General features: G+C 62.0%; 13 protein-coding genes. 6 read left to right on the top strand and 7 right to left on the bottom strand.

The window, feature by feature from the left end; translation table 11 throughout:
* Positions 1–46 precede the first annotated feature (46 nt).
* Entirely contained in the window at positions 47–913 is an 867-nt protein-coding gene (gene dapA, locus AC3RCM_RS16210; protein ID WP_457251294.1) for a 4-hydroxy-tetrahydrodipicolinate synthase, read from the top strand.
* A 153-nt stretch (positions 914–1,066) separates the two neighbouring features.
* On the opposite strand, the gene AC3RCM_RS16205 is transcribed toward dapA, so the two are convergent.
* Entirely contained in the window at positions 1,067–1,525 is a 459-nt protein-coding gene (locus tag AC3RCM_RS16205) for a GNAT family N-acetyltransferase (RefSeq protein ID WP_060538219.1), read from the bottom strand.
* 115 nt (positions 1,526–1,640) lie between these two features.
* Positions 1,641–3,407: a M24 family metallopeptidase gene (locus AC3RCM_RS16200; RefSeq protein WP_492629020.1), complete on the bottom strand. Its 1,767-nt coding sequence runs from the start codon at positions 3,405–3,407 to the stop codon at positions 1,641–1,643.
* Between AC3RCM_RS16200 and pdxR the strand changes: the two genes are divergently transcribed.
* The gene (gene pdxR / locus AC3RCM_RS16195) at positions 3,408–4,898 is read left to right on the top strand and encodes a MocR-like pyridoxine biosynthesis transcription factor PdxR (protein WP_064491580.1); all 1,491 of its coding nucleotides are present in this window, start codon (positions 3,408–3,410) and stop codon (positions 4,896–4,898) included.
* Between the two features lie 248 nt (positions 4,899–5,146).
* Positions 5,147–6,772, top strand: a complete 1,626-nt coding sequence (locus AC3RCM_RS16190) for a methyl-accepting chemotaxis protein (protein ID WP_020192192.1) — start codon at positions 5,147–5,149, stop codon at positions 6,770–6,772.
* 322 nt (positions 6,773–7,094) lie between these two features.
* Here the strand turns inward: AC3RCM_RS16190 and AC3RCM_RS16185 are convergent, their stop codons facing one another.
* Positions 7,095–7,217 carry a hypothetical protein gene (locus AC3RCM_RS16185; protein WP_254913451.1) on the bottom strand — a complete coding sequence of 41 codons (123 nt, stop codon included), beginning with the start codon at positions 7,215–7,217 and terminating at the stop codon, positions 7,095–7,097.
* A gap of 296 nt (positions 7,218–7,513) precedes the next feature.
* Between AC3RCM_RS16185 and mgtA the strand changes: the two genes are divergently transcribed.
* Both mgtA and AC3RCM_RS16175 read left to right on the top strand, forming a co-directional pair.
* Complete coding sequence (gene mgtA, locus AC3RCM_RS16180; protein WP_492629019.1) at positions 7,514–10,228, top strand: magnesium-translocating P-type ATPase; 2,715 nt, start codon at positions 7,514–7,516, stop codon at positions 10,226–10,228.
* 21 nt (positions 10,229–10,249) lie between these two features.
* Complete coding sequence (locus AC3RCM_RS16175) at positions 10,250–10,627, top strand: DUF2493 domain-containing protein (protein ID WP_104887441.1); 378 nt, start codon at positions 10,250–10,252, stop codon at positions 10,625–10,627.
* Between the two features lie 106 nt (positions 10,628–10,733).
* Here AC3RCM_RS16175 and AC3RCM_RS16170 read toward each other — a convergent pair whose 3' ends face one another.
* Both AC3RCM_RS16170 and AC3RCM_RS16165 read right to left on the bottom strand, forming a co-directional pair.
* A complete protein-coding gene (locus AC3RCM_RS16170; RefSeq protein WP_003254145.1) occupies positions 10,734–11,960 on the bottom strand; it encodes an MFS transporter in 1,227 nt (408 codons plus the stop codon).
* 291 nt (positions 11,961–12,251) lie between these two features.
* Positions 12,252–12,806, bottom strand: coding sequence for a GNAT family N-acetyltransferase (locus AC3RCM_RS16165; RefSeq protein ID WP_064491583.1), 555 nt, complete (start codon positions 12,804–12,806; stop codon positions 12,252–12,254).
* A gap of 151 nt (positions 12,807–12,957) precedes the next feature.
* On the opposite strand from AC3RCM_RS16165, the gene AC3RCM_RS16160 reads away from it, so the two are divergent.
* Positions 12,958–13,812, top strand: a complete 855-nt coding sequence (locus AC3RCM_RS16160) for a helix-turn-helix domain-containing protein (RefSeq protein ID WP_064491594.1) — start codon at positions 12,958–12,960, stop codon at positions 13,810–13,812.
* Positions 13,813–13,871: 59 nt separating this feature from the next.
* Here AC3RCM_RS16160 and AC3RCM_RS16155 read toward each other — a convergent pair whose 3' ends face one another.
* Together AC3RCM_RS16155 and AC3RCM_RS16150 are read right to left on the bottom strand one after the other, a co-directional pair.
* Positions 13,872–14,747 (bottom strand): universal stress protein, encoded by an 876-nt coding sequence (locus AC3RCM_RS16155; protein WP_064491595.1) that lies wholly within the window; start codon positions 14,745–14,747, stop codon positions 13,872–13,874.
* A gap of 288 nt (positions 14,748–15,035) precedes the next feature.
* Positions 15,036–15,977 (bottom strand): LysR family transcriptional regulator, encoded by a 942-nt coding sequence (locus tag AC3RCM_RS16150; protein WP_010953569.1) that lies wholly within the window; start codon positions 15,975–15,977, stop codon positions 15,036–15,038.
* Between the last annotated feature and the right edge of the window lie 65 nt (positions 15,978–16,042).

Genomic DNA, 16,042 nt, shown 5'->3' with positions numbered 1-16,042 from the left:
TTCGCCCTGCTGACGCTGACTTTCGGTCAACATCAGGAGTTTTTGCATGTCGAATTTCCGTGGTATCTGGATCGCCCTCGTCACGCCAATGCGCGCCAATGAAATCGACTTCCCAGGCCTGGAAAAGCTGGTGAAGAAGCTGCTCGAAGACGGTGTGGCCGGTTTTGTGGTGTGCGGTACCACGGGTGAGGCGGCGGCGTTGTCCAAGGCCGAGCAACTGGCGCTGCTGGATGCCGTGCTGGCCTGGGTGGAGCCGGGCAGGGTGGTGATGGGCCTGTCAGGTTACAACCTGCGTGAGTTGCTGGCCTTCCAGGCTGAAATCCAGCAGCGTGACATTGGCGGGCTGCTGGTGCCCGCACCTTGCTATATCCGCCCTTCGCAGGCCGGCATCGAAGCCTTCTTCGCCACCGTGGCCGATGCCGCCAGCGTGCCAGTGATCGTCTACGACATTCCCTACCGCACTGGCGTACGCATCGAGCGTGAAACCCTGCGCCGTATCGTGCGCCATCCACGCATTGCGGCGGTGAAAGACTGTGGCGGTGACAACGAGACGACCATGGCCCTGATCGAGGACGGCCACGCTCAGGTGCTGGCCGGTGAAGACCTGCAGATCTTCAATAACCTGTGCCTGGGTGGGGCTGGCGCCATTTCGGCCTCCGCGCATGTGCGCGCCGACCTGTACGTACGCATGGTGCAGCAGGTCGACAGCGGCGACTGGGCCGCCGCGCGTGGTACGTTCTACCAGTTGCTGCCCTGGATCAAGGTGGCCTTTGCCGAGCCCAACCCGGCCGTGGTCAAGGCGGCGTTGCAGCTGCAAAGCCTGATTGCAGACGAGCTGCGCGAGCCCATGCAGGCGTGCACGAATACCACCCGAGACAAGCTGCAAAGCGTGCTGTGTTCGCTCGGCGCCTGAAGCGGCAACGGTTGATGGCGGGTTGACAAGCCGCCACACCCTTGGTCGGTTCGGGGTCGGCGGGTGCCTCGCGAGCGGATCTCTGCCAGCTACGCGCTGAGACAGAGTATTGCCAGGGCCGCTTTGCGGCCCTGTCGCGACCCCAGGTTGCTCCTACGCTGGCTGGGTCGGCAGGCGCTTTTCCATCGGCTGATACACCAGCCCGGCAAACTCACCCACGTCGCCTGCCAGGGTGAATCCGTAGCGTTGGTAGGCGGGTACAGAAGACAGTGATGCCTTTACCGTCACCACCTCAGCGCTGGCATGCTCCAGTGCTGCGTTCATCAGGCGCTTGCCTATACCCTGGCGTTGCAGGCCTGGTGCAATGAACAGCATCGCAACGTGACGGCCTTCCTTGAGCTCGATCAGCCCCGCGATAGCGCCTTCGACAAAACAGGCCAGCATGAGGTTGTCACCCTGCATGCGCTCGGCAAACGCCTGGGGTGCCGACACCTGGGTAAAGGTCTCGATACCTTGCGCCGACAGCGTGGGCGCGACTGCCTGCATGAAGGCATCCATGCACAAGGCGCAGGCCTGGGGGAGGTCGTCAGGGGTGAGCGTGCGTACTTGCATGGTAATCGTCCTTGTATGGTTTCCTTCTGCTGCCAACTTTAACCTGTTACGGGTTCAAGGGCCGAGCCTTGAGGCGTTAACCCAAAGCACACAGCGCGTGCTTTGATTGGCGGCATCAAGCTGCCGTGGCAGCGCCCGGCTTGCGCTCGCCAATCAGGATGTCTTCGAAGAATGCCCCGACAGGTTCGGTAGGGTGGCACAGCTGTATCTCCAGCACCCACACCACCTCGCTCGGGACAATCTCCACCTCGGCCAGCTTGTCCTGGCTATACAACACATGCGGGAAGTCGGCGATGCGATGCCCGGCCAGGTTGCGCTCCAGCTGCCAACCTTTGGCCTGGGCACTGCGCTCGGCGAAGTCATACAGTTCACGCCCGGTCAACCCGCGGCCCCAGGCCTGGCGGGTCTCGTCGAACACTTCATGCAGTGCCTTCACGCAGGCGTGGTGCAGGGCGTGCTGGCCAAACACGAACGTATCGCCATAGTCACCTTCATAGCCATCCCATACCGGGCCAACGTCGACCACGACGATGTCCGTGGCGCGTAGCGCACGTTGAAGGTCAATGCCTTGCCGTGGCGTACGCACGGTATCGTCACCAAAACGGATGTAGGTGGGGTGCCAGGTGTGTGAGGCGCCCATCGCCTGCAGGGTATGCGCGGCCATCTCCAGGGCCTGGGCAGTGGTCATGCCGACCTGCAGTTGGCTGGCAATGGCAGCCACGGCCCGCACCGACTGTTCGCGGGCCGCGAGCATGCCGTCCAGCGAATAACGTGGGCCGACCTTTTCCAGCTCAGGGTGCAGTGTGCTGGCTGCTGAAGCCTGCGTTTTCAGTGCACCACTGGCGACAAAGGCCTCGGCCACAAAACGATGGGGCTGTACCCCTGCCGCAAGGCATTGCTCGCGAGTCTGACTGATCATCTTGGCATTGCCACAGGCGTAGACCTGGGCTTCGCCCCAGCGATGCGTCTGGCTGAGCGCCACCTGCTGTATACGGGCCTGGGCCGAGAGTACCGGTTGCCAGTGGAAGTGTGGGTGCACACTGCTGGACACGTCGAGAAATTCGCGGTCATAGAAATCCGCCGGCGATGAGCCACCCCAGTACAACGTGACTTCGGCATCGCCGGCCAAGGCCGTCAGCAGCAGCGGCTTGATGCCGGCGTAACCTGTGCCGGTGGCGAAAAGGATCAGCGGGCGTTGGTCATCGTGCTGCCAGGTACAGGCGCCCAGCGGGCCTTCGAGCTTTACCGTTGCACCTGCTTGCAGGGTGGGCAGCAAACCTTCGGTGAACAGCCCACCGCTGACCTTGCGAATGTGAAACACCAGTTGCCCTTGTTCCCGGGCAGGCAGGTTGGCAATGGAGAAACAGCGGCTGTCGCCGTTGTCCAGCTGGAACCGCATGTACTGGCCCGCCCGCACCTCCAGCGGCTGAGCAGGCTGCAACACCAGCTCGACGATATCTGCGCTCAGCGCGCGCTTGCCAACAACCTGTGCCTGGGTTTCCAGTGCCGGGGCGTCCAGTGACCAGCCGGGTATTTCCAGGCGCATGTCGCTGCAGGCGTGGCTCTGGCACAGCAACATCTCGTCGGCGGCCAAGGGGTAGGAAGGCGGCGGTGTGTCCGCATCCCGCTGCTTGTCCTGATGCTGCCCTGAGACCACCTTGACCTTGCAGGAGCCGCAGGCGCCGCGGCGGCATGAAAAGGGTACCGGCAGGCCGCTGGCGAGCATGGCATCGAGCAGCAGCTCCTGGCTGGCTTCGAAGGTTTTGCCCGAGGGCGACAATTCAATGACGTGGCGGCTTTGCATGAGCACCTCGGGGCAAATGGAGGTTCGATTGTTGCTATAGTCCAGGACCAGCAGAACCCCCAGTTTTGGATATTTCATATGGTCCAGCTTCGTAAATGGCAGCCACTGCTCAGGCTCGATGGGGCACAGGCTTCGTACCGACAGATCGTCGAAGGGCTGGTGGCCGCAATCAGCGAGGGTCGCCTGCGCCCTGGCACGCCGTTGCCGGGCACGCGGGAGATGGCGCAATTGCTGAACGTCAATCGCAAGACCGTGATCCTTGCTTATGAGGAAGCCGAAACCAAAGGCTGGCTGCAAAGCGTGCAACGCCGGGGCACCTTCGTCAGCCAGCAGCTGGCGCCTGGCACAGCGGCCGTTTCCGGTGCCGTGCGGCCTTTTGCCCTGGCGCTGCCAGAGGAACCTGCCGTTGCCTACTTCAAGGCGAACGAACAGGCTGTAGCGCAGCAAGGGCGGCCGGGGGCCTTGTTCTTCGACAACGGCGCCTGTGACCATCGCCTGCTGCCACAGGCTGTACTGCATCGCTATTACCGCAATGCCTTGCGCAGCAGCTTCACCAGCAACAGCGTGCGCCACGGCAGCGAGTGCAGCAGCCGCAATCTGCGCAGCGCCCTGGCCGACATGCTGCGGCACAACCGCAGCCTGAACGTTGGCGCCGAGCATATCTGCCTGACCCAGGGGGTGCAGATGTCACTATCCCTGGTGGCCAGTGTGTTGCTCAAGCCGGGTGACGTTGTGCTGGTCGAGCGCCTGAGTTACCCCCCTGCCTGGGAGATCTTCCGTCAGCTGGGTGCCCGCCTGGTGACCGTGGAGCTGGACCATGAGGGTTGCCGGGTCGACCAGCTCGATGCCCTGTGCCGGCAGCACAAGGTGCGGATGATGTACATAACGCCCCATCACCAGTTCCCGACCACGGTCAGCCTGCCAGCCGGGCGCAGGCAACAGCTGCTGGAGCTGGCGCGCCAGCATGCCTTTTGCGTGGTCGAAGAAGATTACGACTACGAATACCACTTTGCCGGGCGGCCCTATCTGCCTTTGGCCAGCGACCGCCAGCAGCGGCACGTGATTTACATTGGCTCACTGTCCAAGCCTTTGGGCAGCACGTTCCGTTGCAGCTATATCGTGGCACCGGTGGAAGTGACAACCGTGCTGGAACGCAGGGCGATGCTGACCCTGGGGCAGGGCGATGCAGTCATGCAGCAGATGTTGGCGGACCTGATCAATGATGGGGAGCTGAAGAAGCACTTGCGCCGGGTCAACCGCGAGTACCGGCGCCGGCGTGAGACCTTGTTGGGGTGTTTGCGCGATGCGTTCGGTGAGCAGATCAGCGTGCAGGCGCCAGAAGGTGGTCTGGCGCTGTGGGTGAGGTTTGCCGATGGGATCAACGTGGATCAGTTGGTCGACCAAGCGCTGGAACGGGACCTGGTGGTGCGCAGTGGGCGGCAGTTTTCACCGTTTGGCCATGCCGAGAATGCCTTGCGCCTGGGGTTTGCTTCGCTGGATGCGGATGAGATCCGGCAGGCGACCCAACGCCTGGCAGACGCAGCGAAAGCGATTGGCAAGGCGCGGTAGCGGATGGCACGGGCTTCGCCCGTGTTCGCGGGCAAGCCCGCTCCCACAGTGATCGCGCTGGCCTCAGGATTTATGCAAAAGGGTTATGCCCTCAAGGGTTTCAAGGCCTCTGGGTCTCAACGCATTCCGTTCGGTTACCGCACATAACCGCATCGCGGCGCCTCAAGCCTGCGCCAGTACCTCCGATAGCAGCACACCCACCCTCGAATCATCGATCAGAAGTGGTGCCAACAAGGAGTACTGCCCGCATGCTTGCCAACCTGAAAATTCGCACCGGAATGTTCTGGGTGTTGTCGCTGTTCAGCCTGACCTTGCTGTTTTCGACCGCCAGTGCCTGGTGGGCCGCCTTGGGTAGCGACCAGCAGATCACTGAACTGGACCAGACTGCGCACCAGTCGGACCGGTTGAACAATGCGTTGCTGATGGCGATTCGTTCCAGCGCCAACGTGTCTTCGGGTTTTATCGAGCAGTTGGGTGGCCATGACGAGAGTGCAGGCAAACGCATGGCGCTGTCGGTGGAGCTGAACAACAAGAGCCAGGCGCTGGTCGACGAATTTGTCGAAAACGCCCGCGAACCCGCCCTTCGCGGGTTGGCAACCGAGCTGCAGGCTACCTTTGCCGAATACGCCAAGGCGGTGGCTGGGCAGCGTGAAGCGACCCGCCAGCGTTCGCTGGAGCAGTATTTCAAGGTCAACAGCGATGCCGGTAATGCCATGGGGCGGTTGCAAACCCTGCGCCAGCAGCTGGTGACCACACTGAGCGAACGTGGCCAGCAAATCATGCTCGAGTCCGACCGGCGTCTGGCCCGGGCACAATTGCTGAGCCTGTGCCTGCTGGGCGTGACCGTGGTGCTGGCGGTGCTGTGCTGGGCGTTCATTGCCCAGCGTGTGTTGCACCCCCTGCGTGAAGCCGGTGGGCATTTCCGGCGCATTGCCAGTGGCGACCTGAGTGTGCCGGTGCAAGGGCAGGGCAACAACGAGATCGGCCAACTGTTCCATGAGCTGCAGCGCATGCAGCAGAGCCAGCGCGACACCCTTGGGCAGATCAACAACTGTGCCCGGCAGCTGGACGCCGCCGCCACGGCGTTGAACGCGGTCACCGAGGAAAGCGCCAACAACCTGCGTCAGCAGGGGCAGGAGCTGGAGCAGGCCGCGACTGCCGTGACCGAAATGACCACGGCAGTGGAGGAGGTTGCGCGCAACGCGATCACCACCTCGCAAACCACCAGTGAATCCAACCAGCTGGCCGCGCAAAGCCGCCGGCAAGTCAGCGAAAATATCGACGGCACCGAAGCCATGACCCGCGAAATCCAGACCAGCAGTGCGCACCTGCAGCAGTTGGTGGGGCAGGTGCGGGACATCGGCAAGGTGCTGGAAGTGATCCGCTCGGTGTCCGAGCAGACCAACCTGCTGGCGCTCAATGCTGCCATCGAGGCGGCCCGTGCCGGTGAGGCCGGGCGCGGCTTTGCGGTGGTGGCGGATGAGGTGCGCACACTGGCCTACCGCACGCAACAGTCGACCCAGGAAATCGAGCAGATGATCGGCAGCGTGCAGGCGGGGACCGAAGCTGCGGTGGCTTCCATGCAGGCCAGCACCAACCGCGCCCAGTCGACACTGGACGTGACCCTGGCCTCGGGGCAAGTGCTGGAGGGCATCTACAGTGCGATCGGCGAAATCAACGAGCGCAATCTGGTCATTGCCAGTGCGGCCGAAGAGCAGGCTCAGGTGGCGCGGGAAGTAGACCGCAACTTGCTGAACATCCGCGAACTGTCCAACCATTCCGCTGCGGGTGCGCAGCAGACCAGCGAGGCGAGCAAGGCGTTGTCGGGGCTGGTGGGGGAGATGACGGCGTTGGTGGGGCGGTTCAAGGTTTGAGGCGCTGCGCCTGCGTGGAACATTAAGATAAGGTTAAACTTATTTAAAGTTTCCCTTGCGGGTTGACTTCGATACTACGCTTGAATAAAGTTCGACCGCCCCGAGCGCGGGGCCTTTTTTCCCTTCACTGAAGAATTCAATGGACACAGTATCTCGTCGCTGCCTGATCTCTGCCGAATGGCCTGGTCAGGCACTTGAACCGGAACACCGGTCCCGACACCCTGGTCGGGCAAGCCGCGCCAGAGCCTGATGCTCCGCCGTGACTTGCCGCCGCCGGTGTTGGCCGGTTGGAGGCAAGCTCATGAACCTCACTTCATTCGTTTCACATCGCCAGCCTGCGTGCCTTGCGCCGCAGCAGGCCGGCGCCTGGCCGCGGCGTCTGCACGGCTACCTTGACCACCACCAGCACCCCCCAAGTAGTTGCGGGGTGCTGGTGCGTGTTCATGCACGCTTGAGCCCCCGCACTGCTCACTGAATAAAAGATATTGAACGGTATCTTTGTGCTCGAACTTTTTACCTTAAAAGTTCGCGGGATGACTATTGCCCTGTGTTTATTAAAAGGAATCAAACCATGGATTGCGCGAGTAGAAAGTTCGCTGCCGAAACAACTTCCGACTCTCGGCAGCGGACAGACAACTGTCGGAAAGAACCAGCATTATTCAGCGACCCGACATGCCTTCGTTCACCGCCTGAGTGAAACGTCTGTGTGTCGTGCCGCCGCAGCGGCAGGAGCACAGCAACATGACTGTCAAACACCGTAACACCTCATCGGCCAAAGCCGAACGCGAAACCCGCCTGTCCACCCGCGCCGCCCGTGAAGCGCGCAATGGCCTGGCGGTCACCCTCGCCAACCTCGATGCCAGCGAACAGGGCTTGACCGAGCACGAAGCCGCCAAGCGCCTGGTGCGCGATGGGGCCAACCAGGTTGCCCACGACCCGCAACCCCACGCCCTGGTGCAGTTGCTCAAGGCCCTGAACAACCCGTTCATCTATGTACTGCTGACCCTGGCCGGGATCAGCTTCGTCACCGACTACTGGCTGCCGGTCAGTGCAGGCGAAGCAGACGACGCCGACCTGACCAAGGTCATCATCATCATGACCATGGTCAGCCTCAGCAGCCTGCTGCGCTTCTGGCAGGAGTACCGCTCGAACAAGGCTGCCGACGCGCTCAAGGCAATGGTGCGCACTACGGCCACCGTGTTGCGCCGCGAGCAGACCGGGCAAGCCCCGCGCCTGCGCGAAGTGCCCATGGACGAACTGGTGGCCGGCGACATCGTGCAGCTTTCTGCAGGTGACATGATTCCCGCCGATATCCGCCTGCTCGAAGCGCGAGACCTGTTCATCAGCCAGGCCGTGCTCACCGGCGAAGCGTTGCCGGTCGAAAAGTACGACACCTTGGGTAATGTCGCGCAGAAGTCCGCCGCCGAGCATGGCGCATATCAGGACAACCTGCTCGAGTTGCCGAACATCTGCTTCATGGGGACCAATGTGGTCAGTGGCCGCGCCCGCGCCGTGGTGGTCGCCACCGGCCGACGCACCTATTTTGGCTCGCTGGCCAAGGCCATTGCCGGTTCGCGCAGCCAGACCGCTTTTGACCGCGGCGTGAACAGCGTCAGCAGCCTGCTGATCCGCTTCATGCTGGTGATGGTGCCGGTGGTGTTCATGATCAACGGTGTGGTGAAAGGCGACTGGGGTGATGCCTTCCTCTTCGCGCTTGCCGTGGCAGTGGGCCTGACCCCGGAAATGCTGCCGATGATCGTCAGCGCCAACCTGGCCAAGGGCGCCGTGGCCATGGCCCGGCGCAAGGTGGTGGTCAAACGCCTGAACGCCATCCAGAACCTGGGCTCCATGGATGTACTGTGCACCGACAAGACCGGCACGCTCACCCAGGATCGGATCATCCTTGAGCACCATGTGCGCTTCGACGGCCAAACCGACAAGCACATCCTAGAGCTGGCCTGGCTCAACAGCCATCACCAAAGCGGCATCCGCAACCTGATGGACCAGGCCGTGCTGCATTTCGCCGGCCAGGACCAACAGTTCCAGGCGCCTTACGCCTACGTAAAGGTCGACGAATTGCCGTTCGACTTCATCCGCCGCCGCCTGTCAGTGGTGGTGAAGAATGCCTTGGGCGATCACCTGCTGGTAAGCAAAGGGGCGGTCGAGGAGATGCTCGCCATCGCCACCCATGTGCAGGAAGGCGACAAGGTCGTTGCCCTTGATCCGTGCCGTCGCCAGCAGCTGATGGCCAGGGTCGATGCCTTCAACCAGGACGGCTTCCGCGTGCTGGTGGTTGCCACCCGGCAGATCCCGGCGGCCGAAGGCAAGGCGCAGTATCACACCGAAGATGAGCGCGATCTGGTCATCCAGGGCTTGCTGACCTTCCTCGACCCGCCCAAGGAAACGGCCGGCCCGGCCATCGCCGCCTTGCGCGACATGGGCGTGCAGGTAAAGGTACTGACCGGCGACAACCCGGTGGTCACGTCCAAGGTGTGCCGGGAAGTAGGCCTGGCGCCAGGCCAGCCGTTGCTCGGCCAGGACATCGAGGGCATGGACGACACCACCCTGAAGCTTCAGGTGGAGGAGCGCACCGTCTTCGCCAAGCTCACCCCGTTGCAGAAATCGCGCGTGCTCAAGGCCCTGCAAGCCAATGGTCACACCGTGGGCTTTCTTGGCGACGGCATCAACGATGCCGCCGCCCTGCGCGATGCTGACGTCGGTATCTCGGTGGACAGCGGCACCGACATCGCCAAGGAATCGGCCGACATCATTTTGCTGGAAAAGAGCCTGATGGTGCTCGAGGAGGGCGTGCTCAAAGGCCGCGAAACCTTCGGCAACATCATGAAGTACCTGTGCATGACTGCCAGTTCCAATTTCGGCAACGTGTTCTCGGTCCTGGTGGCCAGTGCGTTTATCCCGTTCCTGCCGATGCTGGCGATCCACTTGTTGCTGCAAAACCTGATGTATGACTTTTCCCAGCTGTCGCTGCCCTGGGACCGCATGGACAAGGCGTTCCTCAGCAAGCCACGCAAATGGGATGCCCGCAACATCGGCCGCTTCATGTTGTGGATAGGTCCTACGTCGTCGATCTTCGACATCACCACGTTCGCCCTGATGTGGTACGTGTTCGCCGCCAACAGCGTCGAAATGCAGGCGCTGTTCCAGTCTGGCTGGTTCATCGAGGGCTTGCTGTCACAGACGCTGGTAGTGCACATGCTGCGCACTCGCAAGGTACCGTTCTTCCAGAGCACCGCTGCATTGCCGGTGGTATTGGCAACGGGGCTGGTCATGGCATTGGGTATCTACATCCCGTTCTCCCCGGTGGGCGCGATGGTCGGCCTGGTGCCGCTGCCGTGGGAGTACTTCCCTTGGCTGGCCGCCACCCTGCTGGGCTACTGCGTGGTCGCCCAGGCCATGAAGACCCTCTATATCCGCCGTTTCGGCCAGTGGTTCTGAGCGATGCAAGGAGAGCAGACCATGCGAGTACTGATTTGTGCAGGGCGCAACTACGCCGACACCCGACGCTGCCGCCAGGCCCTGGACGACGTCCAGCGCCAGCGGCCGATCCGGGTATTGATCCACGGTGGCAGCCAGTTTCTTGGTGGGGAAATCGAAAGCTGGGCGCGCGAGCATGGCGCCGATCTGGTGCGTTACCCGCCAAACTGGCAGCTGCACGGCAAGCAGGCCGAACGCTTGCGCAACCTGTTCATGCTCAATGACAGCCGCCCTGACCTGTTGCTTGCCTTGCCCGGTGGCGATGACACCGAGGAGCTGCTGGCCAGGGCCCGTGGCGCCGAGCTTCAGGTGGTGTGCGCCAGGCAACCACGCCAGCCTGAGCGGGACGATTGCAGCTAATGCAAGCGCCTGGAGCCGTACGGTACCTGTAGGAGCGGGCTTGCCCGCGAAGCAGGCGCCTCGGTTTCACGGCCCCACGCTTTGAGCAGCCGCCCTGTGCGGCTGCTCAGCCTGGCTGCGCCGCCAGATCGTTGCTGACGTTGCGCCCCAGCACCAGCACGGTGACAAAGCCACAGCCCACCAGCGCCGTGGCCAGGCTCAGCAGTACCGCCGTGCCCATATGGTCTACGACTTGCCCGCCGAAGAACGAGCCCACGGCAATGATCACCTGGAACAGGGCCACGAACAGCGGCATGCCACGTTCGACATCCTTGGGCGCCACGACAAACATCCAGATATTGGCACAGGCCGGGAACGCACCGAAGGCAAAGCCCCACAGCGCGATCAGCATGGCGGCGCCCGTCATGCCGGTGGCGAAGTGCGGGAACAGGGCGGTGCTGACTGCGATCATGAGCGCGACCAGCATCAGGGTATGCCGCACGCTGCGGTTGGCCGCAAAGCCGGCGAAGATGTTGCCCATGAAGCCGGCCACGCCATACAGCAGCAACAATGAACCGATCGTAGGCCCGTCAAAGCCGGCATTCTGTTTGAAGAACGGTGCGACGTAGGTGTACGCCGCAAAGTGCGCCAGGCCGATCAGCAACACGGCGATCAAACCGACCCGTGCTTGCGGGTTGATGAACAACGCCGGCAGGTCGCGGATGCGAATGGCCTTTTCCGGCATCAGCCGCGGCAGCAGGAAGACCTGTGCCAGCAGCACCGGTACGCCTACCAGTGCAGTGACCAGGAACGTCATGCGCCAGCCCATCAGGCCACTCAGCCAGGTGCCGACAGGCACGCCCACTACCGTCGCCAGGGTTACGCCAGCCATGATGATGGAGTTGGCTTTGGCTACGCCCATTCCGTCAGGTGCCAGGCGGCCGCTGAGGGCGATGGCTGTCGCCCAGAAGCCGCCAATACTGATACCCAGTAGCACACGGCCGACCAACAGCAGGTTGAAGTCACCGGCATAGGCCACGATGGCGTTGGCGATGATCATGATCAGCGTCAGGCCGATCAGCAGGTAGCGCCGGTCCAGTGCGCCGACGCCTACGGAAATCAACGGGGCGGCTAACGCAGCCATGATGCCGGGCAGGGTCACCATCAGGCCGGCAAGGCCTGCACTGATGCCCAGGTCGCTGGCCACATCGTTGAGCACCCCCACCGGGAGGAATTCACTGGTGACCAGGGCGAAAGCGCCCACGGCTACCGAGAGGATTGCCAGCCATTGCTGGGTCACGCTTTGTTGGCTGTGTTCGGGAAGGCCGCGAGGGGCCTGGCTGTTGCTTGGCATGGGTTAGGTTCCATGAGGGATCTCGCCTGTAGCAGGCGCAGGAGCGGGGGGATTTGCAGGGGATTGTAGAGGCGGCCGTGCCCGACCGACAGGCAGGCCGCTCGATAGTAATCATCAGTGCAATCGATGAAACGCCTTGTGTAGAGCGCCCTGGCAGCGATTACGCCCTACCGGTGCCGCACCGGTGCAGGCCATGGCGATTTGCAGCCTGCAGCGTCAGCTTCTCTTTCCTGCGTCGTATACCGGGGGGCCAGCGAGTGATCGAACGCACCGTACGGGCTTCGCCGTCGGCTAGGTATGCTGTTGCTCACCCTCCACCCACTGCTGGTAGGTGATGCGGCTGATGTGCTCAGTACGATAGTCGTCGAGGAAGCGGTTGTGCTTGTTTTCTTCGGTGTGATGATGACGGAAGCCACACTTCGCCTGGGCAGCCTGTGACTGGCTGTTGTCAGTGTAGTAGCCACACCACAGTGCCTGCAGTTTCAGGGTTTCGAAGGCGTGGCGCATGACTTCCCGCACAGCCTCCGGAACCAGGCCTTTGCCCCAGTAGGGAACCCCGATCCAGTAGGAAATTTCACCTTCCTGTTCACTGATCTCGAAGTTGCTGTTACTGCCAGTCAGCAGGCCGACACAGCCTACGGCACGTTGATTCTGCTTGAGCTCAAGGGCGTACACTTCGGGGTGGTTGAACACTTCGCGAATGACCTCGCGGCTGTGCTCCACACTGGTGTGCACAGGCCAGCCCGCAACGGGGCCGACGCGCTCGTCCTTGGCATATTCGTACAAATCAGCAGCGTCGCTCTCCAGCCAAGGGCGAAGCAGCAAACGTTCGGTTTCCAATTTCATGTCCTGTACTCGTGTCTGGTCCGTTGGGCCAGCGTATGGCCGACTGGCCACGCGGTAAACGTCACTACCTTGGCATTATCGGTACTTTTCGAAACTGGACGGGTGCTTGATGCTAGGCTGTTGTCTCTATCTGGCGGTGGTACCGAGTGCGATGCATCACATTCCGAAACTTTACGCGGCTGGTGATCCGATCCAGACAGGTGAAAGCACGCTTGCCGATGGGCAGGGGGCGCCACTGTCGTTCGGTCATGCCTATCTGACACTGCTTGTGTGCCTGTCCGGGGCTGCCCGTTTCACGCTGAACTTCAAAGAACATGCTGTCAGGCGCGCAGATGTGCTGGTGCTGGCCGAAGACACCATAGCCTTGCTCAAATGTCGCTCACGATGCTTCAAGGTGTTTTTCTGCCTGATACCACAAGCACTTGCTGCCGAGGTCGCCTACCCACTGCCCAATTCATTGTTCGTCTTTCTGCACGACCATCCGCACTGTGTACTTGCCGAAAGCGAGAGGCCGCTGCTGGAAGGGTGGCTGATGCAGATGCGCGATATTGTGCGGTGCTGTGCCACTTATCAGCACATCATGCTGCGCAACCAGTTACAGAACCTTTTCCTGAAGATTGCCGAGCAGCTTCCCGTGTTACCGACAGCAGGCAGGGCGTTCAGCCGCAAGGAAGCGCTGAGTTGGCGATTCTGGGAGCTGGTAGGCAAACACAGCACCCGGCAGCGCGAGGTTAAGTTCTATGCCGACGCGCTTAACATCACCCCGTTCTATCTGTCGCAACTGACAAAGGTGTATTTCAATTCCAGCCCGAAAGGTTTGATCGATCGGCAGGTGACCCTGGAAATCAAGGCACTGCTTTCCTACAGTAATCACACTGTCGGGCAAATTGCCGATGCGCTCAATTTTGCCGACGCGTCTTACCTGTGCCGCTATTTCAAGCGTCAGACCGGTTTTTCGCTTTCCAGCTACCGCAGGCAAGCGCAGAACGTGCAAGGGCAGGGCTGACGCTTGCACAGCGGCGCCTGCCGAGGGCGCTTATCAGCGTGCTCGGCAGGCACGTTACGCTATGGCGAGACCAGCACATCACACTGCGATTCGTTCAGTACATGCTTGGTGACGCTGCCCACCAGCAGTTCCTCCAGCGCGCTTGCCCCCTGCTTGCCGACAACGATCAGGTCGCACTCCAGTTCCTGTTCCTGCTCGGCAATGCGCCAGCCAGGGTCACCGTGCACCAGGATCTGCCGTGCATCGGCCAGGCCGGCAGCCTCACTCAGCGCCGCGAGCTGTACTTGTGCATCCTTGCGGATGACATTGCGGTAGTGGGTGAGGGTGTCGTGGTCGAGATGGGCGAAGCGCACGCTGGCTTCGAACGGGGCTTCGTACGCATGCAGCAGAATGATCTCTGCTTGCGGGGCAATGGCCTTGGCCAATTCGATCGTGCGCAGTGAAACGGACGAAAAATCGACTGGCACCAGCACGGTGCGGTAGGCATCACGAGGGGCCGGCTTGACCACCAGCAAAGGGCAGGGCATGCGGTTGAGCAGTTTCTGCACAGTTGAACCCAGCAGCAGGCGCCGCGCTACGTTCTGGCCCCTGGCCCCACACACCAGCAGGTCGCTGTGCTTGTCCTGCACCACCCGGTTGATCTCCGTGATCACCGAGCCGCTGGCGACCTGCACGCCAGCGGAGATACCGTAACGCTGGAACAGCAGCGCTGCCAGTGCGTGGGTTTTCTCGCCTGCGCTATCCAGTACGCGTTTCAACAGATCGTCATCAGGCGTCACCAACTGTTTGAGGCGCTCGAAGGGTGCCGGGTTGGCAACGTAGACCAGGTCCAGCGAGGCCTGTTGCGCATCGCTCAGGTAGGCAGCGCGCTCAGCGGCGTTGCGGGCATGTGGGGAAAGGTCGGTGGCAACCAGTATGTGTTTCAGCGGGTTCATGTGGGGCTCCTTGGTCAAGGCGCGCACAGCGATCAAGCGGTAAACCTTGCGCACTGTGCACCTGTCGGTACTTGAGTCATTCCTTGCGTGCAGCCATCGTCGCGCGAACCCGGCGCGAGGGCTTGATTTGGGTCAATGGCGTGCAGGTGTAGCGGCAGGTCATGCCTGCCAACAGCACTGCCGGTGTAGCTGCAAGGCTGATTACCCTGGGCTGGCGGGCTGCCTCATTACTGTCTTGACCCTCAGCCTTTCCGCCCGGATTTCCCAGCGACCTGCCATGAAACCGCATCAACTGTCGCAGCGCTGTCGGCCCTGCAACAGCAGCAGTTCGGTGAGCGTGTCCATGGCCGGTGTTGCCTGGCTGCCTTTACGGGTCACCAGCTCGTAGGGGTCGCTGACCGAGCCCATGCTCAAGGGCAGTATGCTGACCTGCTGATTCATCGCACATTGCCGGGCCACGTCGATCGACACCAGCGCAACGAAGTCAGGACGGTTTTGCAACAGCGACAAGGTCGCCAGGATCGAAGTGGTTTCAACCAGGTGCAGCGGGAAGCGCAGCCCGGCATCGTGAAATTCGCGCTCCAGTTGCACGCGCATGGGCATGTTGGCCCGGTAGACGATCCAGCGGCTCTCGGCCAGGTCGGCAAGGCTCAGGCTTGGCGCATGCTTCAGCGGGTGGTCGATGTTGGCGATGACCGCCAGTGTCTCATCCTGGACAAAGGTGCTGGCGAACAGCTGCGGCGTATTGCTGACACTGGTGCGGCACAGGGCGATGTCCAGGCGGCCGCTCTCGATCTGCGTCAGCAGCGACTGGCTGGTGTCTTCGATGATTTCGAACGACATCTGTGGCTGGATGCTGGCCAGCTGTGACACCGCCTTCATCAGCAACGGCACCGCCCCCATGATCGCCCCCACTGCCAGCCGGCCGCCGACCCCACGCAGGATTGCATCCAGATCGTGCCGCAGGTTGGCGATATCGGTCTGCAACAGGCGTGCGTAGCGGATGGCGCAGTGCCCGGCGGCCGTGGGCTCCAGGCCTCGGTTGGTGCGGTTGAACAGCACGGTGCCGAAGGTGGTTTCGATTTCCTGCAAGGCCTTGCTGGCACCAGGCTGGGTAAGCCCGACGCTGCTTGCTGCACCGAGCAGCGAGCGGTGCTCGTCCAACTCGATCAACAAGCGCAGGTGGCGGGCGTGCAGGCGGGACATGATCGAATTGAGCGATGGGGTCATCTGGTATTCGTCCTGGTTATACCGATATGGATTGTTCTCAATACCATGGCCAGCCGCGCATTCCT

It is taken from the genome of Pseudomonas sp. GW823-FHT05G12 (assembly GCF_058795575.1).
This window is presented reverse-complemented; position numbering and strand designations above follow the sequence as displayed.